The organism is Arthrobacter sp. STN4, assembly GCF_024539665.1.
Lineage (GTDB): Bacteria > Actinomycetota > Actinomycetes > Actinomycetales > Micrococcaceae > Specibacter.
This window is the reverse complement of record NZ_JAKZGX010000020.1, coordinates 37,842-64,767: the sequence shown is the minus strand read 5'-3', so window position 1 is coordinate 64,767 and position 26,926 is coordinate 37,842. Positions and strand designations below refer to the sequence as shown.

Here is a 26,926-nt window from a genome sequence, read left to right as displayed (position 1 = left end):
AACCAGGTGGCGAAGGGCGGGTTGGTCCAGTCCAGGGTCTTCGTGAACGGCTTGGACCAGGACAGCAGCTCCCGGGCCTGCCGGCCCCAGAACGCGGGCCGGTCCGCGTTCGCCGCGTCATATTCGCCGGCCTTGATGACTGCATTGGCAGCAAAATCGGCACTCGGCGGGAACTGGCGGTTCTCCGTCAGGAGATTCTCCAGCGCGTCGCCGTTGGCCCCGGCCGTGGTCGTTTCGTCGGACATGTAATACCCCTTCATTCCTTGCTCCACGGATGCCGTGCACCCCGAATCCGGGCCCCCGCGGGCGCCTGGTAAGCGGGGGCCGGCACCGTGTCCTTTTCCCAGCTTTTTCAAGTTTCACTGTAGCGTGTTGGACGCCACACCGTGTTTGCCGTCACAGGCCAAGGGGACGGGAGGGGGTGGTTATGCGCCGAACTGCGGTTTGCGCAGGCGCAGGCTGGCGGCAAGCCCGCCGGGGAGCACATCCCGCCGGCCGTGCCGAAGCCCGTTGTTGGCCACTTTTCGCCCGACATGGGGGCCTTATGCCCGTGGCCCGCTAGTGTTGGCCATCCGCGTTCACTAGGCTGTAACAGAACCGTGACTTTGAGGAGTGACCCCATGACACAGCAAAAAGCGTCAACCACCGCGGTGGCGTCGGAACGCAAGGGCCAGGCCCGGAGCAGGGCCCTGCTCGGGCCGTTGACCGTCCGTGATGTCGCCGCACTTGTTGGAGTTTTGGTAATTTTCGTAGCCTCCCTGCTGCCGCTGGTCATGGGCGCCGGATATGCCGGGAACTTCTGGAACCTCAGCCCCCTGTTCTTCCTGGTGATCGGCGTGGTCCTGCCCCTGGTGGTCGGCGCACTCTTCGTCATCCGCCGGCTGAGCCCCGAAGTGAAGCCGCGCGTCGGCTCGCTTTCGGTGGACCAGTTCGCCTCCGTGGTGGCCGGCTTCGCCACCTTGTACTTCTTTCTGGCCACCGTCACCGAATTCCGCGCGGCCTACGTGGTGGCCCTGATCGGCGCACTGGTGCTGCTGGCCGCGACCGTCTTGGTCCCCTGGATTCCGGTCTTTGCCGCCGACTTCGCCGACCGCGCCGAATCCCCCTCCCACCCGGCCGCACGCGACGCCGTGCCCGCCGCCCGCCGCCCGGGCGCCCCGAAGCCGGCGCTGGCGCTCCCGGCCGGACCGTCCGCAGGTGGATCCGCCGTTGGATCCGCCAGCCAGCCGGCACCGGTGCAGCAGGGCCGGAGCTGGAACGCCGGGTCCCCGATTGCGGGTCACACCCCCGCCGGACAAATCTTCACGCCCGCCGGCGCATCCGCCCCGGCGGCCACCGGTGCCGCAGCTTCGGGTTCGGCCACTTCGGGTACGGCTGGTGCTTCAGGTGCCCCCTCCCGGGCGGCCGCGGCCGGGGAGACTGCTGCCTCGGCGACTGCCGCTGCCGCGGCCCCTGCGGCGGATTTCGGAACTTCCGGATCGGCCACGGCCGGGACGGCCGATTCAAGCGCGGCCGCACCGGCCACGGCCGGGACGGGCAGTTTCACGGACAATGCAGTCCACGACGGCGCGCAGGATGCCGTGTCCGCCACGTCGTCCCCCACCACGGGAGAAGCCCAGGGGGCACCGGCCCCGGTGGAGGATTCCGGCGTCGTACCTGCAGCGGAAAGCGCGCCGGCCACCACGCTCAATCCGAAGGTTGTCGGCTCCGGCCCCGCCCCCACGGAGAGCATCGGCGCAACGGTCCACCCGCAGGCCCAGCCCGTCGCGGCCGATCCGTTCTGGTTCGCCGTGGACCGCCCGCAGAATGTGGTGGATGAGCACACCCGCCAGTTCGTGTTCAAGCTGATGCCGGGTTCCTGGATCCTGGCGCTGGAGGACCGCGGAAACAGCTTCCTGGTGCAGGACAGCCATGGCAAGACGGGGCTGTTGCTGGACCTCGTGGGGGTTGAACGGGCACCGGAGGTCCAGTAGGCCTTGAAACCGGTCGAGAACGAGTCTCCGCTGGCGCTCAAGCGCCGGGCGCGGCGGATCAACCGCGAACTCGCGGAGCTGTACCCCTATGCGCACGCGGAACTGGATTTTCGCAACCCCTTTGAGCTGCTGGTGGCCACCGTGCTCTCGGCACAGACCACGGATGTGCGCGTCAACGCGGTCACCCCGGCGCTCTTTGCCCGGTACCCCAACGCGCTGGCCCTCTCGGAAGCGGCCTCGGTGGAGCTGGAGACGCTGATCAAGCCGACCGGGTTCTTCCGGGCGAAGGCAGCCAACCTGATCGCCCTGGCCACGCGCATTGTTGACCAGTACGACGGCGAGGTGCCCGGTTCCCTGAAAGCCCTCACCACCCTGCCGGGCGTGGGGCGGAAAACCGCCAATGTGGTGCTGGGAAACGCCTTTGGGGTGCCGGGCATCACCGTTGACACGCACTTCATCCGGTTGGCGCGCCGCTTTGGCTGGACCGAATCGGCGGACCCCGTGCGGATCGAGGCCGACGTTGCCGCCCTGTTTGAACGCAGGGACTGGACCATGGTCTCGCACCGGGTGGTCTTCCACGGCCGGCGCATCTGCCACGCCCGCAATCCGGCCTGCGGGGCGTGCCCCATCGCCCACCTCTGCCCCGCCTACGGTGAAGGCGAGGTGGACCCGGCCAAGGCCGCCAAGCTGTTGAAATATGAGCTGGCGCCCGGCCAGGAGGCGCTGCTGGCCCGGATGCTGGCCGACGTGGGCAGGGCCGCCGAATACCGGCAGGCATCCCAGCGCGCTGCCCGGGCGGGCGTCGCCGGGACGCCAGCTCCGGCTGCAACGCCTGCCGCCGCGGCCGCGGAATGAGCGCCTACGCGGACCTCAAGGCGCTGGCGGGGCGGGCCCGTTCCGGCGGGTTCCACGCTGCCCGCGCCGCGCTCTGGAATTCACCCATGGACCGCAGCAAGGCGCGCCCTGCGGCCGTGCTCATGCTTTTCGGGGCGCTGGACGACGTTCCGGCGGCGTCCTCCAAGCCCCTCGCCGCGGCCGAGCTGGACGTGCTGCTCATCCAACGGGCCGCGACCCTGTCCAACCATCCCGGGCAGGTGGCCTTCCCCGGCGGCGGTGTCGACCCCGGGGACGAATCCGTGCAGGCGGCGGCCCTGCGGGAAGCCGAGGAGGAAACCGGACTGGACCCGGCAGGGGTTGAAATCCTCGGTTCGCTGCCGGAAGTCCCGGTCCCGGTCAGCAACTTCATCGTCACGCCCGTGCTGGGCTGGTGGGCGCGGCAGACCCCCGTCGACGTGGTGGACTATGGCGAATCGGCCCAGGTGTTTCGCGTCCCGGTGCGCGACCTCCTGGACCCCGACAACCGCGTCACGGCAACGCTGACCCGAAACGGGCGGACGTACTGCGGCCCGGCGTTCACCGTGAACGGCGTGGTGGTGTGGGGCCTGACTGCGGGAATCCTCACCCATGTCCTGGACGAACTGGGCTGGTCTGTGCCCTGGGACGCTTCCCGGAAGATCCCGGCGCCGCTGTAGGGGCCGTCAGGAACGGCGCCGGCGGATCGGTTCCGGCGGGACCGGCAGGTCACTTCGCGTCCGCGTACGAATCCACCACTGTCACGTTGACGGGGAACTCCAGCGGAATCCGGCCAAACAACAACCGGGTGGCCACCCGCGACGACTCATGCACAATTTCCGTCACGGCGCCCACCAGGGCGTCCGGACAGTGGACCATGACTTCGTCGTGCAGGAAAAACACCAGCTCAGGGCGGGTTGTTATTGCCGTGCCGGCGGGAGCACCGCCGGCGGGCGCAAGGGCACGGTCGGGCAGCAGGGCAGGTTCGGGCGCGAGGGCGCGCAGCCGGCGCCGCAGTTCGGCCAGCCAGCAGCACGCCCACTCCGCCGCCGTTCCCTGGACCACGAAGTTGCGGGTGAAGCGGCCCCGCGAGCGTGCCGCGGATTCAGCCCGGCGCTGTTCGTCGGCGGTGCTGCTGCGCTGCCCGGCCCTCCATTGCTCCGAGACCGGGGGTGTGCTGCGCCCCAGGTGGGTGGAGACCTGTTCGCCACGTTCGCCGGCCCGGGCCGCCTCTTCCACGAATCCCACGGCCCGCGGGTACATGCGCGTCAGCTGCGGCATCAGCCTGCCCGATTCGCCCGACGTCGACCCATAAATGGCGCCCAGCAGCGCCACCTTGGCCATGGCCCGTTCGCCGCCAAAGCCCTGGGCGGCGATGCCGGCATACAGGTCCTTGTCGCGGCCGGCGGCAGCCATCGCCGAATCCTGGGCCAGGGCGGCCAGGACCCGCGGCTCCAGCTGGGCGGCATCGGCCACAACCAGCTTGAACCCGGGGTCCGCCACCGCAGCCCCGCGGATTTGCTTGGGAATCTGCATGGCCCCGCCACCGCGGGACGCCCACCGGCCGGAGACCACCCCGCCCACCAAGTACTCGGGGTGGAAACGGCCCGCACGCACCCACTGGTCCAGCCAGGCCCATCCGTTCGTGGTGAACAGCCGGCTCAGTTTGCGGTAGGCCAGCAGCGGCCCAATGGCGCGATGCTGGTATTCCTGCAACTCCCAGGACCGGGTGGACTTGGCGTCTATCCCGGCCCGGTGGAGGGCCCTCATGAGGTCTTGCGGGGAGTCCGGGTTCAGGGCCGGTGCGTCCAGGGCGGCCCGCAGTTCCACGGCCAGGGCCTCCAGTTTTGGCGGCCGGGCGTGGTCCGGCGGCTCGGTGCCCAACAGTTCATCCAACAGCCTCCTATGAACACGCCCATAAATAAGTGCGACTAATCGACTTTTTGGTGGGACAATGGTGTATGCCCATTTCCGCTGACGCTGTCGAATCCCTTCGTGCGAAGTTCGCCACGATCCTGCCGCACCTCGATGAGCGGGCCACGCGTTTGATCCTAGCGGCCGAGGCCCGTTCCCTGGGCCACGGCGGCATTGCCGCGGTGGCCAGGGCTTCGGGTGCCGCCCGCTCAAGGGTCCAGCAGGGCGTGAACGAGCTGGAGGCCGGCACTGCCCCGTTGGAGAGCATCCGCAAGCCCGGGGCGGGACGGAAGACGCTGACCGAGAAGGACCCGGGCCTGGTCCCGGCACTGCTGGCCCTGGTGGAACCGACCCGCCGCGGGGACCCCGAATCCCCGCTGTCCTGGACGACCCTCTCCACAGCGAAGCTGGCCAACGCCCTCACCGAACAAGGGCACCCGGTGGGAGCGGAAAGCGTGGCAAAACTGCTCAAGAACAACGGCTTCAGCCTCCAAGCCAACACCAAGACCCTCGAAGGAAATCAGCACCCCGACCGAAACGAGCAGTTCGGCTATATCAACACCCAAGCCACAGACCACCTGGACACCGGGCAGCCGGTCATCAGCATCGATGCCAAGAAAAAGGAACTCGTCGGTCCCTACAAGAACAAGGGCGCCGAGTGGCGCCCTGCCGAGGAACCGGAGCAGGTCAAGGTCCACGACTTCATTGACAAGGAGCTCGGCAAGGCCAACCCCTACGGCGTCTACGACGTGGGCGCCAACACCGGCTGGGTCTCCGTGGGCACCGACCACGACACCGCAGCCTTCGCCGTGAACACCATCCGCTCCTGGTGGAACACCGCCGGCAAGCCCGCCCACCCGGGTGCCCACCGCTTGCTGGTCACCGCCGATGGCGGCGGCTCCAACGGCTACCGCACCCGGCTCTTCAAAACCGAGCTAGCCGCCCTAGCCGCCGAAACCGGCCTGGAAATCACCGTCTGCCACCTACCCCCGGGCACCAGCAAATGGAACAAGATCGAGCACAAACTCTTCTCCCACATCTCCATGAACTGGCGCGGCAGACCCCTGAGCAGCCACGAAGTCATCGTCAACTCGATCGCCGCAACCACCACCAAAACAGGACTCACCGTCCGGGCCGAACTCGACACGGCCATCTACCCCACCGGAGTAAAGGTACCCGACCACGAAATGGCCTCCCTCGAGGCCACCGGGACCCTGAGAAGACACGAATGGCACCCCGAATGGAACTACACGCTAAAAAGACGCGACACACCACCTAAATAATCAGTGCGCCCTATGCAGGTCGGTGCGCCAGGGGATGCCTTCATTTTGCATCTCGGCGGCCACCAAGGCGCCGGCGGATTCCGCAGTGGTGAGAAGTGACAGCCTGGCGGGGTGTGTGGAGGAGGCAATGGCGGTTTTTTGGGCCGCAAGTTCCGCCGCCACCGCGTCCAGGCCCCAGCCGGCGTTCCTGGCGGGCTGGTCAAAGAGGCTGCCCTGGGCCGTGTCGGGGCCGGCCGCCGGCGGCAAGTCCTCGGGCGGCAGCGCCCGGGCGCGCTGCCGGTAGCCGGTCCCCGCCGTGAATTGGGAATGCAGCAGGATTGCCTGGCACAACGCCAGGTCGTGGCACCGCTCCACACGCGTGCCCGCGGCCAGCAGCCCCGGATACCAGTGTTGCGCGCGGTCCCACACCCACCGCGGCCGGTGCTCACGTTCCGTGGCCCGCACGGCCCCGGCCAGGGAGGCGGCGACTTTCCGGACGTCGGATGCCGGGCTGCCGCCGTCGTCCCATAGCTGGAGCTCGACGGCGGCGGGCTCGGCTGCGGTGGCCAGTAGCGCGTACATTCCTCCATTCTCCCTTGCCTGGCGGTCCTTTCGAACATTTGCACGGGGGCCTCGGGCGGGGACCCCCTCCGGAGCTGGGATGGTCCGCCGCGGCTGCCGCCTCCACAGCCGCCCCGGCCCTCCGCCTTGTCCACATTCGGCGGCCGGCCACTGGAACGGCCGCCCGTGCCGGATGGACAGTGGATCCATGATGACACGAATGAACGCCCGCCACGGGCCGGATGCCGGACCGCATGCCGCCACGGCGGCTGCACCGCATGATGTCCCGCCGGCGTGGCTGCCGGGCCCCGGAACGACCGTCATGGTGGTCTCCGGGTCGCCCGCGCTCCACGGCGAGGTGGGGCGCGTCTGTGCGGCAGCCGCCGTCGAACTGGTCATTGCTGAAACCGTCGATCAAAGCGGAGGACGGTGGGCGGACATGGCGGCGGTCCTCATTGGCAGCGACGTGCCGGGCGGGCTGCCCGGGTGGCGCGGGCCCACCGTGGTGGTGGGGCCGGCCGGGGACGCGGGGCGGATGTGGCTGCAGGCCTCGCGGCTGGGTGCGGACCGGGTGGCCGTGCTTCCGGATTCCGCACAATGGCTGGCAAACTATTTCACCCGGTTGCGGGAGCCCGCCGCCGGGCCGGGGATTGTGGGCATCGTCGGAGGCTGCGGCGGGGCCGGGGCATCAACCCTGGCCGCCCTCGTGGCCGGGCAGGCGGCGTCGCGGGGGATCCGGGTGCTGCTGGTGGACGGCGACCCGTGGGGCGGGAACCTGGATGCTGCCGTGGCCGCGGACGCCCTCCCCGGCCTGCGGTGGCCGGATCTGCTGCACGCCTCGGGGGCCATCAACCCGGAACAGCTTGCCGCCTCACTGCCGCAGCTGGCCGGCATGTCACTGCTCTCGTGGGGTGGGGGCGCGGAGGCCGGTGGCGGTGACCGCGCCGCCGCGGAAGCGGAGGTCATGCGCGCAGCCCGCGACGCGTATGGGCTGGTGGTGGTGGACGTCGGCAGGTCGGCGGGGCCGGCGGACGGGCTGGGCATGCACTGCGACGGTTTTGTCATGCTGGTCCCGGCACGCCTGCGCGCGGCGGCCGCGGCCCAACGCGTGCTCCAGGCACTCCCCGCGGCACCCGTCGGACTGGTCGTGGCGGGGCCGCTGCGCAACGGCGTCGACGCCCACATGGTTTCCGACGCCGTTGGCGTGCCGCTGGTCGGGCACCTGCCGCGGATCAAGGGGATGGAGGAAGCGCTCGACGCCGGGCGCCTCCCCGACCTGGCCCGGCACCGGCAGGTGCGACGCCTGGCCGGCGGAGTCCTCGGCTGGCTCGCCGGGGATGCCTCACCGGAGCCCATGCCTGCCGGACGCGGGAGACGCGGACGATGACCCGCCATGCGGCCCGGGCCCCGTTCGACGCGGCCCGGCCGGCCGGACCGGCCAGTGCCCACCCCGGACGGCCCGGCCCGGCAGCTGTGGATCCGGGTCTGCTCGAAGTGGTCCGGCGATCGGTGCTGGCCGAAGCGGGGCCGGTGACCGAGCTGCGGGTGGCGTCAGCGGTGCGCGAGAGCGGCCGGCTGCTGGGTGCGGCGGGCTCGCTGGCCGCCATGGACAGGATCAATGCCGAACTCAACGGCTTGGGGCCGCTGCAGCCGCTGGCACTGGACCCGAGCGTGACCGACATTTTTGTCAACGCGCCGGATTCAGTGTGGCTGGACCGTGGCGCAGGCCCCGAACCGGTCGAAGTGTCTTTCGACGGGGAAGCCGCACTGCGCGCCCTCGCCGTGCGGCTGATCGCCGCCGGCGGCCGGCGGCTGGATGACAGCTCCCCGTGCGTCGACGTGAAGATCGCACCGGGCTACCGCATCCACGCCGTCCTGCCGCCCGTTTCCTCGAGCGGGACGCTGCTGTCGATCAGGATCGGGCGGCGCCGCTCGTTCACGCTGGGGGAACTGCAGTCCGATGGCTGTGTGCATCCGGCCGTGGCCGTCGTGCTGCGCCGCATCATCGACACCCGTCTCGGGTTTTTGGTCAGCGGTGCCACGGGGGCCGGAAAGACGACGCTGCTCGCCACGCTGCTGGGCCTGTGCCAACCCTGCGAGCGGCTTGTCCTCATTGAGGACGCGGCGGAGCTGGAACCCAACCATCCCCACGTCCTGACCTTGGAAGCCAGGCATGCCAACGCGGAGGGTGCGGGCAGCATTGACCTGCAGGAACTGGTCCGTCAGGCGTTGCGCATGAGCCCCGGGCGGCTGATCGTCGGCGAATGCCGCGGACTGGAAGTCCGGGAGCTGCTCATGGCCCTGAACACGGGGCACAGCGGTGGCGGTGGGACGATTCACGCCAACAGTGCCGCGGACGTGCCCGCCCGGTTGGCCGCGTTGGGCGTGCTGGCGGGGATGAGCATCGAGGCGGTTGCCCTTCAGGCGTCCAGTGCACTTGACGTGGTGATCCATGTCGACCGCGACGCCGGCGGGCGGCGGGTGTCCGGGATCGGGGTGGTGGGACTGCGCGACGGCCGGCTGGCCGTGGTGACGGCCCTGGCCGTGGGCCCGGCCCCGCCCTCCGCACCGGACGGTCCGTCGCCGGCAGGAGGGCAGGTGTCCATGGGACCGGCCTGGCCGGAGCTGGCGGACCGGCTGGGTCTCGACCCCGGGTTCCCCGAGGGGAGAGCACCATGGCCGCGGTGACGGTGTTCGTGCTGGCGGCCGCCGCCTGCCTGCTTTGTTCGGCACGACGCCGGCGCTGGCCCGGTCCCGCCGTGGGCGCCGGTGCCCGGCGGGCCCGTGGTCCGTTCGCAGGTGCTTGGGTGCCATGGCGGCCGCCTGGCCGGGACGGTGGCATTTCGATGCCGCGGTTGGTGAGGCAGCTGGCCGCACTGCTGGCCTCGGGACGGAACGGTCCGGTCTTGTGGGCGGCGCTCGCCGGAGTCCTGGCCACCGAGCAGTCGGCCTCCCGCCAGCGGCCCCGCGCCAACCGTTTCAGCGATGCCCCGGGCCGGAGCCCGGGGCCAAGCAGTGGTGCCGCCGGTCAGCTGCCGCGCCGCCCGGCTCCCCAGGGGGCGGCGCCGCCGGGCGAGCCGCCGGCCCTGGCCGTCATCCGGGCCGTGGAGCGTGCGAGTGCCCTGGGCCTGCCCACGGCCGACGCCATACGGTCCGCCGTGCGCCACGGCGGCAGTGCTGCGCACGGCCCGGGTCGGCGACTCTCCACGGCCGCCGGTACGGCCGGGCGGGCGGCCGTTTGGCTTGAACTTGCCGCGTGTTTTGAGGTGTGCGAAGCCAGCGGTGCGCCGGTGGCTGCCGTGTTGTCTCGGCTGGCGGACCGCCTGGAAACTGAGCAGGACACGGCGGAGCTGAGGGAAACCGCACTGGCCGGCCCCCGGGCGACTGTCCGCCTGCTCACCTGGCTGCCGTTCATCGGGCTGGGTCTTGGCACGGCCATGGGAGTGGACCCGCTTGGCGTCCTGCTGGGAGGCCCCGTCGGTTGGGCCTGCCTTGCCGCGGGCCTGGTGCTTGTGGTGGCCGGGAGGTGGTGGTCACATCGCCTGATTTCCGCGGCCGCGCGCACGCCGTCGCGGCGGGGCAGCCGGGCCGGTCCTGCCACGGTCCCATCACGTCTCCGCCGGGCGGCTGGACAAGCCGCCGGTGGCCTCGCTGACGGGCGACGGTAGTGGCGGCCCTGGGATTTTTTGCGCTGCTTGCCCTGGCGGCAGGCTGCCTGCTGGGGACCGATGCCGGGCGCCGGTGGGACGTCCGGACGGCAAATCCTGCCGGGCCCGGCCATTCCGGTGCAGGGGGTGGGCATGCAGGGGACCCCGTGGCAGCCGGTGCAGGAATGGGGCATGCAGGGAACGGGCGCGGTGCGGCGGGCGGCGGAATCGGTGACGTGCCGCTTCTCCTCGAATTGTTGGGTGCGGCCCTGGACGCAGGGCTGGCCATTCCCTGGGCGCTGGAACTGGTCGCCGGGGTCTCCACCGCACAGATCCGGACGGGCCTGTCCCAAGTGGTGGCCGGGCTTCAGATCGGGGCCTCGTGGGAGCATTCCTGGGAGGGTGTGCGGGACAGGGGCGCGGTGGGTCAACTGCATGCCGCCCTGAGCTTTGCCGCCTTGACGGGCGCGCCGGCGGCGCCGCTGCTCTACGCCGAGGCCGCCCAGCGGCGGCGGCAGGCCCAACGGGATGCCGAGAAGCGGGCCGCAGCACTGGGCGTGAAGCTTGTGGTGCCGCTCGGACTGTGCTCGCTGCCCGCGTTCATCTGCCTGGGCATCGTGCCGGTGGTGGTCGCCATGGTCCCGGCAATGTAGCGGCCGGACCACACCATGCACCACGAATTGCTCCGGTTCGTCCCTCCACAGGGGAGGCTGCGGTGCCCCGGGTCCACGATCGGCACAAGGGGGCTTTCCTCCCGCCAGCGGGCGGGGAAAAGTGGGAAACAGGTGCCGCCCCGGCGGCCCGGCGGATGCCGGCGACTGCCGGATCAGCCCACTCAAAACACAACGAGGAGTCAAGATGTACAGCACCGATTTTCACGCGGCGGCGGCACCGTCAAGTGCACCCGCAGACGGACACAGCAACGTCAGCGAGATCTTCCCGGGGGCCAGCAGCAGGCCGCCGGTCCAAGGCCGGGGGCCGGTTGCCTGGATGGGTCCCGTGGGCCGGCTGCACCGGCTGGGTTCGCAGGCAGGCATGGCGACCGCCGAATACGCGATAGCGACGTTGGCCGCCGTGGGGTTTGCCGGGTTGCTGGTGGTCATCCTCAAAAGCGACGAAGTGCGCGGGTTTTTGTTGAACATCATCCGCACGGCCCTGAGTTTCTGAGCTGGCGGGGCAAGTCGTGGGGCAAGGACGGCCGGAAGTCGGGAGGTGGTGGCGGCGATGAAGCGGCGGCGGATGCGAAAGGGCGGGCCGAGGAAACAGGACGCTGCCCGGCGCGGTTCCGTGACAGCCGAATTCGCCGTCGTCCTGCCGGCAGTGACGCTGCTGTTGGCGTTGCTGCTGCTCGGGGCCGGCGCCGGCATCCTGCAACTGAGGCTTGAGGAAGGAGCCCGGGCCGGAGCCCGCGCACTCGCCAGGGGCGAATCCTCCGCCCAGGCGGTGGACATTGCCAGCCGGGCGACCGGGGGTGCGGGCACCGTCTCGGTGGGCCGGAACGGCGGCTACGCCACCGTGACCCTTACCGGCAGGATGTCCGGACCGCTGGCCTCGATGATGCCGTGGCAGCAAAGCGCGACGGCCTCGGCACGGATGGAAAGTGACGGGTCCGCAGCACGCCGCGCAGGCACGTGGCTGCCCTGCACGGCAGCTTCGGGCGCGGCTGCGCCGGCAAGGACCGGAACGGTCACGCAGGCGGACACTCAGGCGGTCACCCAGGCGGTAGCCGTCGCTGCGGTGCCGTCCCGTGCCCGGACGGTGCCGGCTCGCGCCTGGGCCGTGCCGCCGCGGAAAACAGCCCTGTGGCGGTGGGTCCATGCCCCCAACGCCGTGGCGGGCCTGCCGGGCATGGTGCGAGTGGGAGATGGGCCGGCGGCCTGTCGGCCCGTTCCACGGGGTTGGGGCTGCGGGCCCCTGCCGGCCGCGTGCGCGGGCGGGGCAAACCATGTGTGAGCACGTGCGGAAGCACTGGCGGGCAGCTGAGCCTGAGCGTGGCTCCGGAACGGTGGTGGCTGCCGGGCTGGCCATGGCCCTGCTGATTTTGTTGGCGGGCCTGCTGGGGCTGGTTCAGGCGGCTGCCGCCGCGTCGCGGGCCGCCACGGCAGCCGACCTTGCTGCGCTCGCCGCCGCAGACGCAGCGCGCGGCCTGGCGGACGGCGATCCCTGCCAGGTTGCGGCCCGCCTCGCAGCCCGCCACGGCGCCACGCTGACCGCGTGCCAGGTTCTCGGCCCGTGGGCGGACACGGTGCAGTTGGAAGTGTCGGTCCGTACCTCGCTGCCGTGGCCCGCCCACGGTCTGGCAAGGGCGGGACCCCCGCCGGGACCGTGACGGTCAGCCGGCGTGCTTGAGCAGGACGTTCAGGAGCGAGACGGCCCCCGCCTTGTCAAGCGGGTTGTTCTTATTGCCGCATTTGGGGGACTGCACGCAGGACGGGCAGCCGGAACCGCATTCGCAGGCGCTGATCGCATCGCGGGTGGCCGCGAGCCACACCCGGGCCATGCCAAAGCCTCGTTCAGCGAAGCCGGCACCGCCCGGGTGGCCGTCGTAGACAAAGATGGTCGGCTGGCCGGTGTCGGCGTGGATCGCGGTCGAGACGCCGCCCACGTCCCACCGGTCGCTGGATGCCACCAAGGGAAGGAGGCCGATCGCGGCGTGTTCGGCGGCGTGGAGCGCGCCCGGAAACTGTGGTTCCACCAGGCCGCCGTCCAGGAGCGTTCGGTTGTCCATCGTGAACCACACCGCCTTGGTGAACAAGTCCCTCGCACCGAGTTCGAGCGGTTCCTCGCCCAGGACCTCGTTGGAGATGAATGCCTTGCGCTGGAAGGACACCACCTGGGTGGTCACCTGCACCTCGCCAAAATGCATTTCAACCGGCCCCCACGTCTCATGCCGCTCCGATTCCAGCACGGCAATCTGGGTGACGTCGCGGGCCGTCGTGTAGTAGTCGGGGTTGCCGCGGCGGACCAGGGCGCAATGGTCCTGTTCATTGAGCTCGAGCACCACATAGGGTTCGCCCTGATGCACGTATACGGCCCCCTGGTGCGCCTGGTAATGCGATTGCGGGGAGTCCATGGTGCCAAGGAGCGCGCCGGTGTCGGCGTCGATGATGTTGATGGGCCCGCCGCCATCGGCGCGCAGGTTGACCATGCCCGCGGCGCTCTGCGGATGGGTCCAGAACCAGCCGGCGGGGCGCCGGCGCAGGTAGCCGTCAGCCACGAGCTGCTCTAGCAGCTTGGCCGCATTGTCGGGAAACAGGGGCAGGTCCGCATGGGTCAGGGGCAGTTCGGCGGCGGCTGCGCACAGGTGGGGGCCCAGGACATAGGGGTTGGAGGGGTCGAACACCGTGGCTTCCACCGGCACGTCGAAGATGGCCTCGGGGTGGTGCACCAGATACGTGTCCAGGGGGTCGTCGCTGGCCACAAACGCGGCCAGCGCGTCCTGGCCCGCCCGGCCGGCGCGGCCGATTTGCTGGAACAGGGACGCCCGGGTTCCGGGCCAGCCAGCCACCAGGACGGCGTCCAGGCCTGAAATGTCGATGCCCAGCTCCAGGGCGGACGTGCTGGAGACGCCCAGCAGTTCCCCGGATCGCAGGGCCCGTTCCAGGGCGCGCCGCTCCTCCGGGAGGTAGCCGGACCGGTAGGCGGCCACCCGCCCGGGCAGGCTTGGATCCACCTCATCCAACAGGCGCCGGGCCACGCTGGCGATGGTTTCGGCGCCGCGGCGGGACTTGATGAAGGCGATGGTGCGCACACGGGCGGCAACCAGGTTGGCCAGCAGGCCCGAGGTTTCGGCGATGGCGGTGCGGCGCGTCTGGGCACCGTTCTCACCCTTGAATTCGGTGAGCTCGGGTTCCCAGAAGGCCACCGTCGTGGCGCCGTGCGGCGAGGAGTCCTCGGCGACGGTGGTGACGGGTGCCCCGATCAGCCGGGAAAAGGACAGCCCCGGGTCCGAGGAGGTTGCGGAGGCGCCGATGAACACCGGGGCGGCCCCGTAGTGGGCGCAGATGCGGCGCAAGCGGCGCATGAGCACCGCCACGTGCGAGCCGAAAACGCCGCGGTAACTGTGGGCCTCGTCGATGACCACGTACTTCAGGCGACGGAAGAACCGGGCCCACCAGGTGTGGTTGGGCAGCACACCAAAGTGCAGCATGTCGGGGTTGGCCAGGACAAAGTTGGCGTGGTCGCGGATCCAGCGGCGGTCGGCCGGGGCTGTGTCGCCGTCGTAGGTTGCGGGGCGCAAGGTGGGCAGGTGGAGGGATGCCAGGGCCGCCAGCTGGTCCGCGGCCAACGCCTTGGTGGGGGAGAGGTAAAGGGCCACGGCCCCGTCGTGCTCCAGCTTGCCGGGGTGCTCGAGCACCTTCAGTTCGGCCCGGTGCACGGCATCCACCGCCGGGAGCTGGTACACCAGTGACTTGCCCGAGGCGGTGCCGGTGGCCACGACCACGTGTTCGCCGTTGTGGGCGGCGCCGGCCCCGGCAGCCTGGTGCAGCCACGGGCAATCGACGCCCAGGAGCCCGTACGCCCGGACGATGTCCGGGTGCACCCACTGCGGCCAGGGGACAGTCACTGCCTGGCGCGCCGGAATGTGGCGGACGTGCTGGAGCTGGGCGGGGCTTTCACCCCCTCCAAGGAGCGGGATCAGGGGGTCGTTGGAGGGCACCCCATCATTGTGCCACCCCGCCGTTGTGCCGCCGCAGCGCGGCGCCTGCCACCGTCCCCAGCTGGCCCCCAATCAGCCCGCTGCCATGTCCCGTTCGAGCCGGGCCCGCGGCACCAGCACGGTCACGGCGCTGACGTTGCGCCAGCCCATCTTCGCGTACAGCCGCTGCCCGTCGGTGCTGGCCAGCAACAGGCCGGTGGTGACGGGGTATTCCTTGGCACTGGCCGCCAGCGACTGCATCAGCAGCCGCCCGTAGCCCCGGCGGCGGTGGTCCGCATGGGTTTCGATTTGGTCAAAAACGGCATAGTCGCCATAAACGGCCACCTTGCCGCTGGCCAGGACCAGCCCGCCACGGGAGATGGTGCCGGAAAACCGGGCCTGGCAGGTTGACGCCGCACGGCGCCCGCCCATCCGGTCCACCTTCAGTGTCAGCTCGGGGTCGCCCAGGAAGGGGTCCTGGTTGTCCTGGATTTCCATCCGGGCCACCATCATCTGCTCCGACGCGGACAGCATGCCCAGCCCGGCGGCATGGCCCTGCGCCACGTAGCGGTGGATGTCCGGTCCCAGGACGCTCACCGCCCGGTTTTCGGCCTGGGCCACCTTGGCGGCCAGCACGGCAAAATCCGCAGGCTCCGGGTCGCTGATGAAGTATTCCCAGTCGCCGCTGCGGTCCAGGCGCAGGGCGGCGTGATAGCCGGTCTCGAAGGAGGTCCGGTAGCTGCGGAGCGCCGTCCACCCGGCAAACCAGGCGTCCAGCAGTTCCCCAAGTTCCGTGGAACCAGATGTCATTCCACCAGACTATGTCGAGGCCCGCCCAACAAGCCACGCCATGCCCGGTTTGTCTGCGCACCGTACGCTTAAATACGTGGCTTTTAACAAAATTGTGCTCTTTTATGGCTTTGCCCCGGTCCTCGACCCGGAGGCGGTGCGGCTGTGGCAGCGGGCCTTGTGCGAAAAACTGAACCTCAAGGGGCGCATCATCGTCTCCAAGGACGGCATCAACGCCACCGTCGGCGGGGACATCAGGGACCTGAAGCAGTACCTGAAAACCACGCGCGGGTATGCCGCCTTCAGGGACATCGACGTCAAGTGGTCCGACGGCACCGGCGACGACTTCCCCCGGCTGAGCGTCAAGGCCCGCGAGGAGATCGTCAGCTTCGGGGCGCCGGGCGAACTCAAGGTGGATGAAAACGGTGTGGTGGGCGGCGGCAAACACCTCAAGCCGGAGGAACTCCACGAACTCGTTGCCGCCAAGGAAGCCGGCGGCGGCGAGGTGGTGTTCTTCGACGGGCGCAACGCCTTCGAGGCCCAGATAGGCAAGTTCAAAAACGCGGTCGTTCCCGACGTCGCCACGACGCACGACTTCATCGCCGAACTGGACTCCGGCAAGTACGACAGCCTCAAGGACAAGCCCGTCGTCACCTACTGCACGGGCGGGATCCGCTGTGAAGTGCTCAGCTCGCTCATGGTGAATCGCGGCTTCACGGAGGTCTACCAGCTCGACGGCGGGATCGTCCGCTACGGCGAAACGTTCAAGGACAAGGGCCTGTGGGAAGGCTCGCTCTACGTCTTTGACAAGCGCATGCACCTCGAATTCAGCGACGAGGCGAAGACCATCGGCCGCTGCATCCGCTGCGAGCGCCCCACCAACAAGTTTGAAAACTGCTCCAACCCCGCCTGCCGCAACCTGAACCTGTACTGCGCGGACTGCTCCTCCGCCCCGGAAACGCTGCAGTGCCCCCAGGGCTGCACCACCTGACGCCTTCCCGCAACCACGCACGACGCCGGACACCCGCCCGGGTGCCCCGCGGCACCCTGCGCTGCGGCAGCCGCCCTACCCGGCAATCAGCTCCTGCACCGGTCCCTCGTGCAGGGCCAGGTAGACGCGGTTGCGCAGCCGGTTTGCCTCCCGGGCGGTGAGGGTCCGCTCCAGCGATTGCAGCGTCAGGCGCACCAGCACGTTTGCCTGCCCGGATCCAGGGCCGGCCGGGCCGGCCTCTCGTGCCACGCCCAACCTCGACAGCGCCGCCGCGGGCAGCACGGACACCGGGGTTACCGCCAGCACGTCCAGCCCTGCCAGCACATCGGCATCCGGCCCCAGCGCGGTACGGGCGGCATCCCCCAAAACCTCGGCGTCGACGTCGTCGGCGCAGAGCAGGGACAGGTCGCGGCGCACCGGCGGCATGGCGGACACGGGGCGGTACGGCAGCAGGTCCGCCATTTGGGCGGCGACGCGGGGATCGCTGGAGCGGAGCAGGCGGATGTCGTCGATGCCCTTTCGCAGCATGAGCGCCCTGTCCAGGCCCATGCCCAGCGCCAGCCCGCACCAGCGCCGCGAATCCAGCCCGGCCGCGCGCAAAACGGTGGCGGCCACCAGCCCGGCCTCGGCCAGCTCCAGCCACCCGCCGTCCACCTGGACGTCCAGCTGGACGCCGGCGGTGGTGTACGGGTGCACGCTCGGGACGGCACGCCAGCGCGTGCCGGGCAGGACGGCGTCGACCACGCTGCCCAGCATGTCCGTGAGGTCCGGCACGCCAAGCAGCCCGCGCGAGCGCAGGCGCCACAGCTCAAGCTGGTGCGGGGTGCCCACATGGGTGCGGTCCACGGCGTCGGGCCGGTACACGAGGCCCGGCAGCACGTGCAGGGTGTCGTGGCGGCCCAGTTCGGGGCGCAGTGAATCGAGGACGGCGGGCATGCCCGCGGAGGTGTGGCTGCGCAGCATGACGGTGGGGCTGACGTGGCGGGAATAGCGTGCATCGCAGGTGACGTCGCCGCTGCTGAAGCCCAGGCGGTCGTAGTTGTCGCGGGTGGAGACCAGCGGGCCGGGCCTGTGCACCTCAAGCGGCACCTCCCAGTGCGCGGCAAGGGCGCCGGAAACGACAGCCGAGAGCTGCGCGAGGGCATGGCCGGAGGCGGGGTCGCTCAGGTCGGGGATGGCCAGGGCGGCGCTGAGCTCAGCGGGGGAAAGACAGGCATGCATGGGTGAATCCTTTGAAGTCCGGGAGGCGGTGGGCACGAACCCCTCAGCCGCTGCCGGATGGACTCAGCGCGTCAGCGAAGCAGCCCATGCGGCCAGAGGCGGCCGAGGGCAGGTAAATCGCTGGACAAGGTGCATGCTGCCATCGTACTCCCCAGGCCCTCCCACTGCTCGCTCGCGGGGCGAGCTTGCTGCGGGGCCCTCCCGATCCACCCGAGGGGCCCCTGAATCCACCAAACTCGTTAGGCTGGGAGAATGACCGATTTCGCCACCGTCCCGGATGCCCCGCGCAGCGACGACCCCGCCCTGCTGGCGTCCCTCGCGGCAGGCCTGGCCGCCCTGGACTACACGGTCGACGGCGTGGCAGCGCTCCTTGGTGCCGAAGCCCACCAGGCGCTGGGCCGGGACCAGGTGGTCCCGGCGCTGCTCGCGCTGCGCGGACGGACCGAACCGCTGGCCACGGTGGTCCGGCTGTGGCTGCTGGCCGAGCCCGTCGACCGTGCCGCGCTCGCCAACGCCCTGCCCGGCACCGGTCCACGGGTGCTCGAAGCCCTGGGCCTGGTGGAGGCCGCCGGGACACACCAGCTGCGCGCCGCCGTCGACCTGCGCCCCTACGGCTGGCCGGCCGAAACGCCGGACGGTGCCGGCACCGACCTCTGGGTGGCCAGCGACCTCGGTGCCCACCAGCGGCCCGGCGTGCTGCGCCACGACCACGTGCTTGGCATCGGCCAGGCGTCGCTGACCCTGGCGCAGGGCACCATCCGGCGCGTGGTGGGCCGCGCCCTCGACCTGGGCACGGGCTGCGGCATCCAGCTGTTCCACCTGCTCCACCACGCCGGCACGGTGGTCGCCACCGACATCTCGGTCCGCGCGCTGGCCTTCACCCGCTTCAACCTGCTGCTCAACGCACCCTCGCTGCGCCTGTCCGCAGCCGACCTTGACCCCGCCAACCGGGACGCGCGCGTGTCGCTGCGGCTGGGCAGCCTCCTGGATCCGGTGGCCGGCGAATCCTTCGACCTGGTCGTCTCCAACCCGCCGTTCGTCATCACGCCCCGGCACCGCGGCGAGGACACCGGCGAACAATTCACCTACCGCGACGGCGGCCTGGCCGGCGACGCCATCGTCGAAACCCTGGTGCGGGAACTGCCCGGCATCCTGGCACCCGGCGGCATCGCGCAGATGCTCGGCAACTGGGAAGTGGGGGCGGACGACGCCGGTGCCGGGCCCGGGTGGGCCGCCCGTCCCGGGCAGTGGGTTCCGGACGGGGTGCAGGCCTGGTTCATCCAGCGAGAGCAGCTCAGCCCCGGTGCCTATGCCGAAACCTGGCTGCAGGACGCCTCCCAGGGGCGGGACAGGCAGGCCTACGCCGACGCCTACGCGGACTACCTCCACGACTTCGCCACCCGCAACGTGGCCGGAATCGGCTTTGGCTACATCCTGCTGCGCAAACCGGATGCCGTCCAAGACGGGGCCGCACCGGGACCGGCCTCACCCGGCGGCGATGCACCGTTCCACACCTCCGCACGCTTTGAGGAAATCCTGTACCCCGTGGAGCAGCCCGTGGGCCCTCACCTGGCGGCGGTCCTGGACCGGGAGGCCTGGCTGGACGCCCGGAAGTCCATCCTGGGCGAGTACCTGGTGGTGGCCGGGGACGTCACGGAGGAACGGCACCAAAAACCCGGCGCCGAACACCCCGGCGTCATCCTGCTGCGCCAGGGGGCGGGGCTGCGCCGCACCAACCTGCTCAGCACCGAACTGGCCGGCTTTGTCTCCGCCAGCGACGGCGACCTCACCGTGGGCCAGCTGATCGGCGCGCTCGCAGGGCTGCTGGAGCGGCCCGATGCGGGCTTCGCCGACAGCCTGTACGGCGAGGTGCGCAACCTGGTCCGCGACGGCTTCCTGGTGCCGGCAGACCTCACTGCCGAACCGCCCGCCGACGTCCCTGCCGACAGCGCCCCCGACGGAACCGCCGGGACGGCGCCATGATCCTTGCCGCCAACGCGCCGTGGTGGGCCATCCTGCTGTGCCTGGTGGCCGCCGTCGTCCTGCCCACGTTGATCGGCCTGGAACGCCAGGTCAACAACAAGTCGGCCGGGATGCGCACGCACGCCTTGGTGGGCCTGGGTGCGGCGTTGTTCGTGGTGGTCAGCAAGTACGGCTTTTCCGACGTCCTGGAAACCAACCTGGTCCGGCTGGACCCGTCCCGGGTGGCCGCCCAGATCGTGACCGGGATCGGCTTCATCGGCGCCGGGCTGGTGTTCGTGCGCCGCAACAAGGTCCGTGGACTGACCACGGCGTCGTCCATCTGGCTCACGGCGGCGGTGGGCGCGGCAGCCGGTGCCGGGCTGGTGCTGTATGCGGCATTCACCACGGCCGCGTACTTCCTGATTGTGCTGGCCTACTCGAAGGTCCTCGAACGCGGGCGGCTGTTTGGCCGCAGGTACCACGTGCTGCAGGTGCAGTATGTCGACGGCACGGGTGCGCTGCGGGAGATCCTGCAGGCCTGCACGCAACAGGGCTTCCAGATCCTCGGCTTCAACACCCGCTCCGTTCCCGAGGGCGGGGAGAGCACCGTGGGGCGGCTGCTGAACACCGAAGCGCTGCCGGAATCGGTCCGCCTGGTGGAGGTCGAGCTGGAAATTGAGGGGCTCGGGGAGAAGGGCGGCCTGCTCTCGGAACTGGCCCGCCTGCCCACGATTGCCGCCGTGACGTTCGACGACGAAATCGAGTAGGCGCGCGCCTGCCCAAAGCGGCCCGGATTCGCCTCCAATACGTGTTCGCGGTAAAAATATGGTGAACTAGGCTCATGGGGGGCGCCTCCCGCCCACCCTTTCATTCCCTGTAGGAGTACCGTGCCAAGCAAGGCAGCCAACAAGCCAAAGACCGGCAAGAAGCTCGTCATCGTCGAGTCCCCTGCCAAAAGCAAGACCATCGCCAAGTACCTGGGCGAGGGGTTCGTCGTCGAAGCTTCCATTGGCCACATCCGCGACTTGCCGCAGCCTTCGGACCTGCCCGCAGAGTTGAAAAAGTCCCCCATCGGCAAGTTTGCCGTGGACCTGGAAAACGGCTTCAAGCCGTACTACGTCATCTCCCCGGACAAGAAAAAGAAGGTGGCGGAGCTCAAGGCGCAGCTCAAGGACGCCGACGAACTGTACCTCGCCACCGATGGGGACCGCGAAGGCGAAGCCATCGCGTGGCACCTGCTCGAGGTGCTCAAGCCCAAGGTCCCGGTGCACCGCATGACGTTTGCGGAAATCACCAAGGAGTCGCTGCAGCGCGCCTTGGGCAACCTGCGCGAGCTGGACACCGACCTAGTGGATGCGCAGGAAACCCGCCGCGTCCTGGACCGGCTGTACGGCTATGAAATTTCCCCCGTGCTCTGGCGCAAGGTCTCCCGCGGCCTGTCAGCCGGGCGTGTGCAGTCCGTGGTGACCCGCATGGTGGTGGAGCGCGAACGCGAGCGCATGGCGTTCCGGTCCGCCGGCTACTGGGACCTGCTGGGCACTTTCGCCCCGGACGCCTCCGCCGGCGAGCCGTTCAGCGCCAAGCTGACCGCCGTGGACGGCAAACGTGTCGCCTCCGGCCGCGACTTCAACGACAAGGGCGAGCTGACCGGCAAGAACGTCGCCCATTTGGACGAGGCAGCCGCCACGGCGCTTGCCGCCGGCCTGCAGGACGCGGACTTCGCCGTCCGCTCCATGGAGCACAAGCCCTACACCCGCCGGCCCGCCGCGCCGTTTACGACCTCGACCCTCCAGCAGGAGGCCGGGCGGAAGCTGCGCTTCTCCTCCAAGTCGACCATGCAGACCGCCCAGCGGCTGTATGAAAACGGCTACATCACCTACATGCGTACGGACTCCTCCGCGCTGAGCGACGAGGCCGTCAACGCCGCCCGCCGCCAGGCCTCGGAACTGTACGGCCCCGAATTTGTGCCCGCCGCCAAGCGCGTCTATGCGAACAAGAGCTCCAACGCGCAGGAGGCCCACGAGGCCATCCGCCCCGCCGGCGACTCCTTCCGCACCCCGGCCCAGGTGGCCGGCGCCCTGCGCGGCGACGAATTCAGGCTCTACGAGCTGATCTGGAAGCGCACCGTCGCCTCCCAGATGGCCGACGCCAAGGGCTCGACGGCGACCATCAAGCTGGGTGCCGCAACGGTGGCCGGGGCAGCCGCCGGGCAGGACGCCGAGTTCTCCGCCTCCGGCACCGTGATCACCTTCCGCGGCTTCCTGGCCGCCTACGAGGAAGGCCGCGACGAATCCCGCAACGCCGCCGACGAGTCGGACCGCCGCCTGCCCAACGTCAAGGAAGGGGACGTGCTCAAGGCCGCCGACGTCACGGCCAGCGGCCACGAAACCTCCCCGCCGCCGCGCTTCACGGAAGCGTCGCTGACGAAGGAAATGGAAGAGCGGGACATTGGCCGCCCGTCCACCTACGCCTCCACGCTGTCCACCATCATGGACCGCGGCTACGTGCGCAAGCAGGGTTCGGCGCTGATCCCCACCTGGATCGCCTTCTCTGTGATCCGCCTGCTGGAGCAGCACTTCACCTCCTACGTCGACTACAAGTTCACCGCCGGCATGGAGACCGGCCTGGACAGGATCGCCAACGGCGAGGACAAGGGCTCGGACTGGCTCAGCCACTTTTACTTTGGCGACGACTCCGACGCCGGCCTGCTCGCGATCGTGAACAACCTGGGCGAGATTGACGCCCGGGACATCAACTCGATCAAGATCGGCGACAACCTGGTCCTGCGGGTCGGCAAGTTCGGCCCGTACCTGGAAAGCACCGTGCCCACCCTGGACCCCAAGACCGGGGAAATCATCGAGGCCGCACGCGCCAACGTCCCCGAGGACCTGGCCCCGGACGAGCTCACCCCGGCCAAGGCGCAGGAACTCATGGAGACGGCCGCCCCCGAGGAGCGGGTGCTCGGCGTCGAGGAGGCCACCGGCCGGACCATCGTGGCCAAGAACGGCCGCTACGGCCCGTACGTCACCGAGGTCATTCCGGAACTGACCGAGGAGGAAATCGCCAACCAGCCGGTCGAGTACTACAAGAACGGCAAGCCGAAGCCGCCGAAGAAGCCCGTCAAGGCCAAGCCGCGCACCGGGTCGCTGTTCAAGTCGATGACCGTGGACACCGTCACGCTGGAGGAGGCGCTGGCCATCATGAGCCTGCCCCGCGTGCTGGGCACCGACGCCGAAGGCGCCGAGATCACGGTGCAGAACGGCCGGTTCGGCCCGTACCTGAAAAAGGGCTCCGACTCCCGCTCCATCGGCTCGGAGGAGGAAATCTTCACCATCACGCTCGAGGCGGCCCTGGAGATCTACTCCCAGCCGAAGCAGCGCGGCGCCCGTGCCGCGGTTCCCCCGCTGGCGGAGTTTGGCGACGACCCGGTCTCCGGGAAGAAGATCGTGGTGAAGGAAGGCCGCTTTGGCCCGTACATCACCGACGGCGTCACGAACATCACCGTGCCGCGCGGGACGGATGTGGCGGAACTCACGCACGAGGCCGCCGTCGGGCTGCTGGCGGACAAGCGCGAGCGCGGCCCGGTCAAGCGGACCGCCAAGGCGCCGGCCAAGCGGAAAGCCCCGGCGCGAAAGTAGCCGGGCCGGACCGTGTTCGGGACTGGAACGCGCAATAATGGGCACATGAGATTAGGCGTGCTCGACATCGGTTCCAACACGGTCCACCTGCTGCTTGTTGACGCCCGCCCGGGGGCCAACCCCGTGCCGTATGCTTCGCACAAGCGTGCCCTGAGCCTGGTGCAGTACCTGGACGGCGACGGCAACATCAACGATGAGGGCCAGACCGAGCTAATCGAATTCATCCTGGAGGCGTGGGAGTTCGCGGCCAAGCACCGGGCCAAGGACCTGCTGGCCTTTTGCACCTCCGCGATCCGCGAGTCGACCAACGGCGCGGCCGTGCTGGCCCGCGTGCAGCATGAAACCACGATCGCGCTGACGGAGCTCACCGGCGACGAGGAATCCGCCATGACGTTCTTTGCCGTGCGCCGCTGGCACGGCTGGGGCGCCGGGACCATCCTGAACCTGGACATTGGCGGAGGCTCCCTTGAAATCGCCCAGGGGTCCAACGAGCTGCCCGAACTGGCCCATTCGGTGCCGCTGGGCGCCGGCCGGCTTACGCGCGACTGGCTTACCGAGGACCCGCCCACGGCCAAGAGCGTCAAGGAGCTGCGCAAGCACATCAAGGCGACCCTGAAGGGGCCCGTCGCCGCCACGCAGGCACTTGGCGCGCCCAACATCGTCACGGGCTCCTCCAAGACGTTCCGGGCGCTGGCCCGCATTACCGGGGCGGCTCCGTCGGCCATGGGGCCCTACGTGAAGCGCGAGCTGCACCTGACCGACCTGGGGCTGTGGAGCCAGCGGCTGTCCGCGATGTCCTCGGCGGACCGGCTGCACCTGCCCGGCGTGTCCGTGGCGCGGGCCAGGCAGGTGCTGGCCGGGGCGCTCGTGGCGCAAACGGCCCTGGAACTGTTCAAGACCCAGTCCCTGCAGATCAGCCCGTGGGCGTTGCGCGAGGGGTTGATCCTGCGGCGCCTGGACCAGCTGGTCTTTGACGGCCCGTTGGATCCGCCCGCGCATGTGGGTAGGCTGACCAATTCGGCAACCCTTTAGGCGGTCATGAACACACCACGGACGGATTCCACCCCCTCGGACGGCACGGCGCCGCCGGCCGGCACGGCGGCGGCAGGCGGCCAGGTGCCCCGGCGCCCCATCCCGGTGGCGCTGTCCACGGCGTCGGTGTACCCGCTGAGCGTGCACGACGGTTTCGCCGTGGCCGCGGACCTGGGCTACGACGGCGTCGAGGTGCTCGTGACCCACAACGGCGACAGCCAGGACGCCCGCGCCCTGTCCACCCTGGCCGAACGCTATGACCAGCCAATCCTGGCCATCCACGCACCCACGCTGCTGCTGACCCAGCAGGTGTGGGGCAGCGCCTGGAACAAGGTCCAGCGCTCCGCCCAGATGGCCGTGGACGTTGGCGCCGACGTCGTGGTGGTGCACCCGCCGTTCCGCTGGCAGAACGACTACGCGGAGACGTTCGCGCACGGCGTGCGGGACATTGCCGATGCGTTCGGGGTGCGCATCGCCGTGGAAAACATGTACCCGTGGCGGGTCCGCGGCCGGGAGGCCCTGGCCTACCTGCCGCACTGGGACCCGGTGCCGCTGGACTACCGGGACGTCACCTGGGACTTCTCCCACGCCGCCTCCGCCGGGGCCTCCAGCCTGGACGCCGCGAAGGCACTGGGATCCCGGCTGCGGCACATCCACCTGACGGACGGCATCTCGCCCTCGACCAAGGACCAGCACCTGATCCCCGGCCACGGCACGCAGGAGTGCATGGAGGTGCTCCAGCACATTGCCGGCAACGGCTTTGACGGCGCCGTGGTGGCCGAGATTTCCACCCGGAAGGCCAAGGGCGCCGGCCAGCGCGAGGAATGGCTGGCCGAAACCCTCGAATTCGCCCGCGTGCACCTGGGCCAGACCATCGCCTGACAGCCCGGAGCCGGCCAACCGGACCCCACGCCTTAACAACGCTCGGTTGCAATCGGGGGTGTTTGGGGCAACGCTTCCGCACCCGGCGCGGGAGCGTGGGGAAAAACACCCCCGGTTGCGCGGGAGCGTTTGTTGGTTGCTGCCTGGGCCGGGGCCTGGGGCATGGGACCGGGGCTTGGTGGACCAGGGCCTGGGGCTTAACGCGAAATCGCCGGAGAACATGTGGCCAGTGGATGGGGGGAAACACTGGCGAGTTCTCCGGCGATTTGACTGGTCTTCAGGACAGGACCAGCCCGATCATCACTCGCACCCTTATGAGGTACTTAAAACAATAGGGAGCGTGCTTGTGAATAGTCCGGGCAGAGACTGTGCATTTGCCGTTAAGTCGGGCCGGTGGCTACACGTCACCAAGAGTCACCAAAAACCGACCTGTTAACCCAAATAACCCGGTTAACGAGAAACGCCGGAAGCAATGCCAGGCCTTGGGGGAAACCTAGCCGCTTCCGGCGCTCCGGACCGGCTGCTGAAAACAACTGCCGGTCCGTCATCACTCGCACCTTTATGAGGTGGTTATGACAGTAATGGGCCTTTCTGGGCAAAGACCGCCACGGGGCTGGGAAAAGGCTGGCAGTGTCACGTCCGCCCGTCCCGTGACGGCGCGAAACGGCGCTTTGTTGCATGCGGGGCGCCGGGGCAGAAAGATGGGGGGATGAGTAAAAAGATCGTATTTCTAGGCTGCGGATCCATGGGCGAGGCAATTTTGACCGGACTGCTGGCCGCCGGGACCACGCCACAGTCCGTCACCGTGACCGTCCGCCGGCCCGAACGGGCTGAAGAACTGGCACAGGCCCACGGGGTCACCGCGCTGGCCTCGAACGAGGAAGGGAACGCCAACGTCGAGGCCGTGGCCGGGGCCGACGTCGTGATCCTCGGCGTCAAGCCCGTGGGCATTGCGGCGTTGTGCCGGGAGGTCGCAGGGGCCCTGGAACCCGGCGCCGTGGTCATCAGCGTAGCGGCCGCCGTTTCCCTGGAACAGCTGGAAGCGGCGCTGCGGCCCGGCCAGCCCGTGGTGCGTTCCATGCCGAACACCCCGCTGAAGGTGGGCCGCGGCGTCGTGGCCCTTTCCGCCGGAACCGCCGCCGACGAACACCACCTGGCCGCAGCGCACGAAGTCTTTGACGGCGCCGGGGTGGTGCTGGACGTTCCGGAGGACCAGCAGGACGCCGTGTCCGCCATCAGCGGTTCCGGCCCCGCCTACGCCTTTTACCTGGCCGAGGCCATGGCGGCCGCCGGCCGGGAGTTCGGGCTCCCGGAGTCGATCGCCCAGGTTTTGGCCCGGGAGACGGTGGCGGGGGCCGGGCTCATGCTCGCCGAGCCCGGTGCCGACGCGGCCGTGCTGCGCCGTGCCGTGACCAGCCCGAACGGCACCACCGAGCAGGCCATCGCCACCTTCGACAAGCTGGGCCTGCCGGGCATCGTCAGCGCCGGGGCGAAGGCCGCCGCGGCACGCGCAGCCCAGATCACCGAAGAGCTCGCCGGAAAGTAGCCCAGCCGCAGCCGGCC

General features: G+C 69.8%; 22 protein-coding genes and 2 pseudogenes. 18 read left to right on the top strand and 6 right to left on the bottom strand.

Annotated features, from left to right (window positions below; all coding sequences use genetic code 11):
- Window positions 1-245, bottom strand: a 245-nt coding sequence (locus MMF96_RS14080; protein WP_306295894.1) for an acetyl-coenzyme A synthetase N-terminal domain-containing protein, incomplete at its 3' end; no start/stop codon positions are given.
- Between the two features lie 375 nt (window positions 246-620).
- On the opposite strand from MMF96_RS14080, the gene MMF96_RS14075 reads away from it, so the two are divergent.
- From MMF96_RS14075 to MMF96_RS14065, 3 genes are read left to right on the top strand one after another with little or no spacing between them, the layout of a single operon-like run.
- Window positions 621-1,973, top strand: coding sequence for a hypothetical protein (locus MMF96_RS14075; protein WP_256883894.1), 1,353 nt, complete (start codon window positions 621-623; stop codon window positions 1,971-1,973).
- Window positions 1,974-1,976: 3 nt separating this feature from the next.
- On the top strand, window positions 1,977-2,828 hold the full coding sequence (gene nth / locus MMF96_RS14070; protein ID WP_256883893.1) for an endonuclease III: 852 nt from the start codon (window positions 1,977-1,979) through the stop codon (window positions 2,826-2,828).
- Window positions 2,825-3,505: a CoA pyrophosphatase gene (locus MMF96_RS14065; RefSeq protein ID WP_176617698.1), complete on the top strand. Its 681-nt coding sequence runs from the start codon at window positions 2,825-2,827 to the stop codon at window positions 3,503-3,505. Before nth ends, MMF96_RS14065 begins: the two co-directional genes overlap by 4 nt.
- Before the next feature lie 49 nt (window positions 3,506-3,554).
- Here the strand turns inward: MMF96_RS14065 and MMF96_RS14060 are convergent.
- A pseudogene (locus tag MMF96_RS14060) lies at window positions 3,555-4,736 on the bottom strand (bifunctional 3'-5' exonuclease/DNA polymerase); the annotation flags it as partial.
- A gap of 50 nt (window positions 4,737-4,786) precedes the next feature.
- Here MMF96_RS14060 and MMF96_RS14055 point away from each other — a divergent pair.
- Window positions 4,787-6,013 (top strand): annotated as a pseudogene (locus MMF96_RS14055) (ISAzo13 family transposase); the annotation flags it as partial.
- Window positions 6,014-6,022: 9 nt separating this feature from the next.
- Here the strand turns inward: MMF96_RS14055 and MMF96_RS14050 are convergent.
- Complete coding sequence (locus MMF96_RS14050) at window positions 6,023-6,583, bottom strand: hypothetical protein (protein WP_256883892.1); 561 nt, start codon at window positions 6,581-6,583, stop codon at window positions 6,023-6,025.
- A 187-nt stretch (window positions 6,584-6,770) separates the two neighbouring features.
- Here MMF96_RS14050 and ssd point away from each other — a divergent pair, with 187 nt between their 5' ends.
- The 7 genes from ssd to MMF96_RS14015 all read left to right on the top strand — a co-directional run bounded on the left by ssd (window position 6,771) and on the right by MMF96_RS14015 (window position 12,538).
- Window positions 6,771-7,949, top strand: coding sequence for a septum site-determining protein Ssd (ssd, locus tag MMF96_RS14045; RefSeq protein ID WP_176617700.1), 1,179 nt, complete (start codon window positions 6,771-6,773; stop codon window positions 7,947-7,949).
- Window positions 7,946-9,250, top strand: a complete 1,305-nt coding sequence (locus MMF96_RS14040; RefSeq protein ID WP_176617701.1) for a TadA family conjugal transfer-associated ATPase — start codon at window positions 7,946-7,948, stop codon at window positions 9,248-9,250. Before ssd ends, MMF96_RS14040 begins: the two co-directional genes overlap by 4 nt.
- A 158-nt stretch (window positions 9,251-9,408) precedes the next feature.
- Window positions 9,409-10,230: a type II secretion system F family protein gene (locus MMF96_RS14035; RefSeq protein ID WP_176617702.1), complete on the top strand. Its 822-nt coding sequence runs from the start codon at window positions 9,409-9,411 to the stop codon at window positions 10,228-10,230.
- 215 nt (window positions 10,231-10,445) lie between these two features.
- Window positions 10,446-10,862, top strand: a complete 417-nt coding sequence (locus tag MMF96_RS14030; protein WP_256883891.1) for a type II secretion system F family protein — start codon at window positions 10,446-10,448, stop codon at window positions 10,860-10,862.
- 205 nt (window positions 10,863-11,067) lie between these two features.
- Window positions 11,068-11,376 carry a DUF4244 domain-containing protein gene (locus tag MMF96_RS14025; protein WP_176617703.1) on the top strand — a complete coding sequence of 103 codons (309 nt, stop codon included), beginning with the start codon at window positions 11,068-11,070 and terminating at the stop codon, window positions 11,374-11,376.
- A gap of 120 nt (window positions 11,377-11,496) precedes the next feature.
- On the top strand, window positions 11,497-12,162 hold the full coding sequence (locus tag MMF96_RS19675; RefSeq protein ID WP_309145232.1) for a TadE family type IV pilus minor pilin: 666 nt from the start codon (window positions 11,497-11,499) through the stop codon (window positions 12,160-12,162).
- Complete coding sequence (locus MMF96_RS14015; protein WP_256883890.1) at window positions 12,155-12,538, top strand: Rv3654c family TadE-like protein; 384 nt, start codon at window positions 12,155-12,157, stop codon at window positions 12,536-12,538. The genes MMF96_RS19675 and MMF96_RS14015 overlap by 8 nt, the downstream gene beginning before the upstream one ends.
- A gap of 3 nt (window positions 12,539-12,541) precedes the next feature.
- Here MMF96_RS14015 and MMF96_RS14010 read toward each other — a convergent pair whose 3' ends face one another.
- Together MMF96_RS14010 and MMF96_RS14005 are read right to left on the bottom strand one after the other, a co-directional pair.
- Window positions 12,542-14,869 carry a DEAD/DEAH box helicase gene (locus tag MMF96_RS14010; protein ID WP_176617705.1) on the bottom strand — a complete coding sequence of 776 codons (2,328 nt, stop codon included), beginning with the start codon at window positions 14,867-14,869 and terminating at the stop codon, window positions 12,542-12,544.
- A gap of 72 nt (window positions 14,870-14,941) precedes the next feature.
- Window positions 14,942-15,658: a GNAT family N-acetyltransferase gene (locus MMF96_RS14005; RefSeq protein ID WP_176617706.1), complete on the bottom strand. Its 717-nt coding sequence runs from the start codon at window positions 15,656-15,658 to the stop codon at window positions 14,942-14,944.
- 76 nt (window positions 15,659-15,734) lie between these two features.
- Between MMF96_RS14005 and MMF96_RS14000 the strand changes: the two genes are divergently transcribed.
- A complete protein-coding gene (locus tag MMF96_RS14000) occupies window positions 15,735-16,628 on the top strand; it encodes a rhodanese-related sulfurtransferase (protein WP_176617707.1) in 894 nt (297 codons plus the stop codon).
- A 75-nt stretch (window positions 16,629-16,703) separates the two neighbouring features.
- Here MMF96_RS14000 and MMF96_RS13995 read toward each other — a convergent pair whose 3' ends face one another.
- On the bottom strand, window positions 16,704-17,849 hold the full coding sequence (locus tag MMF96_RS13995; RefSeq protein WP_176617708.1) for a hypothetical protein: 1,146 nt from the start codon (window positions 17,847-17,849) through the stop codon (window positions 16,704-16,706).
- Window positions 17,850-18,101: 252 nt separating this feature from the next.
- Here MMF96_RS13995 and MMF96_RS13990 point away from each other — a divergent pair, with 252 nt between their 5' ends.
- From MMF96_RS13990 to proC, 6 genes are all read left to right on the top strand, one after another.
- Window positions 18,102-19,832 carry a methyltransferase gene (locus tag MMF96_RS13990; RefSeq protein ID WP_176617709.1) on the top strand — a complete coding sequence of 577 codons (1,731 nt, stop codon included), beginning with the start codon at window positions 18,102-18,104 and terminating at the stop codon, window positions 19,830-19,832.
- A complete protein-coding gene (locus tag MMF96_RS13985) occupies window positions 19,829-20,578 on the top strand; it encodes an MgtC/SapB family protein (protein ID WP_176617710.1) in 750 nt (249 codons plus the stop codon). The genes MMF96_RS13990 and MMF96_RS13985 overlap by 4 nt, the downstream gene beginning before the upstream one ends.
- A 120-nt stretch (window positions 20,579-20,698) precedes the next feature.
- Window positions 20,699-23,449: a type I DNA topoisomerase gene (gene topA / locus MMF96_RS13980; RefSeq protein ID WP_176617711.1), complete on the top strand. Its 2,751-nt coding sequence runs from the start codon at window positions 20,699-20,701 to the stop codon at window positions 23,447-23,449.
- Between the two features lie 45 nt (window positions 23,450-23,494).
- Window positions 23,495-24,481 carry a Ppx/GppA family phosphatase gene (locus MMF96_RS13975; protein WP_256883889.1) on the top strand — a complete coding sequence of 329 codons (987 nt, stop codon included), beginning with the start codon at window positions 23,495-23,497 and terminating at the stop codon, window positions 24,479-24,481.
- A gap of 6 nt (window positions 24,482-24,487) precedes the next feature.
- Window positions 24,488-25,363, top strand: coding sequence for a sugar phosphate isomerase/epimerase (locus MMF96_RS13970; protein ID WP_176617713.1), 876 nt, complete (start codon window positions 24,488-24,490; stop codon window positions 25,361-25,363).
- A 709-nt stretch (window positions 25,364-26,072) separates the two neighbouring features.
- A complete protein-coding gene (proC, locus tag MMF96_RS13965; protein ID WP_176617714.1) occupies window positions 26,073-26,909 on the top strand; it encodes a pyrroline-5-carboxylate reductase in 837 nt (278 codons plus the stop codon).
- Window positions 26,910-26,926 lie beyond the last annotated feature (17 nt).

Bases quoted from the DNA above. Each gene is read 5' to 3' on its own strand.
- MMF96_RS13985 (WP_176617710.1), top strand. From the start codon at position 19,829: ATGATCCTTGCCGCCAACGCGCCGTGGTGGGCCATCCTGCTGTGCCTG.
- MMF96_RS13975 (WP_256883889.1), top strand. From the start codon at position 23,495: ATGAGATTAGGCGTGCTCGACATCGGTTCCAACACGGTCCACCTGCTG.
- proC (WP_176617714.1), top strand. From the start codon at position 26,073: ATGAGTAAAAAGATCGTATTTCTAGGCTGCGGATCCATGGGCGAGGCA.
- MMF96_RS13995 (WP_176617708.1), bottom strand. From the start codon at position 17,849: ATGCATGCCTGTCTTTCCCCCGCTGAGCTCAGCGCCGCCCTGGCCATC.
- MMF96_RS14025 (WP_176617703.1), top strand. From the start codon at position 11,068: ATGTACAGCACCGATTTTCACGCGGCGGCGGCACCGTCAAGTGCACCC.
- MMF96_RS14040 (WP_176617701.1), top strand. From the start codon at position 7,946: ATGACCCGCCATGCGGCCCGGGCCCCGTTCGACGCGGCCCGGCCGGCC.
- MMF96_RS13970 (WP_176617713.1), top strand. From the start codon at position 24,488: ATGAACACACCACGGACGGATTCCACCCCCTCGGACGGCACGGCGCCG.
- MMF96_RS13990 (WP_176617709.1), top strand. From the start codon at position 18,102: ATGACCGATTTCGCCACCGTCCCGGATGCCCCGCGCAGCGACGACCCC.
- ssd (WP_176617700.1), top strand. From the start codon at position 6,771: ATGATGACACGAATGAACGCCCGCCACGGGCCGGATGCCGGACCGCAT.
- MMF96_RS14050 (WP_256883892.1), bottom strand. From the start codon at position 6,583: ATGTACGCGCTACTGGCCACCGCAGCCGAGCCCGCCGCCGTCGAGCTC.
- MMF96_RS14075 (WP_256883894.1), top strand. From the start codon at position 621: ATGACACAGCAAAAAGCGTCAACCACCGCGGTGGCGTCGGAACGCAAG.
- MMF96_RS14015 (WP_256883890.1), top strand. From the start codon at position 12,155: ATGTGTGAGCACGTGCGGAAGCACTGGCGGGCAGCTGAGCCTGAGCGT.
- MMF96_RS14035 (WP_176617702.1), top strand. From the start codon at position 9,409: ATGCCGCGGTTGGTGAGGCAGCTGGCCGCACTGCTGGCCTCGGGACGG.
- MMF96_RS14005 (WP_176617706.1), bottom strand. From the start codon at position 15,658: ATGACATCTGGTTCCACGGAACTTGGGGAACTGCTGGACGCCTGGTTT.
- MMF96_RS14065 (WP_176617698.1), top strand. From the start codon at position 2,825: ATGAGCGCCTACGCGGACCTCAAGGCGCTGGCGGGGCGGGCCCGTTCC.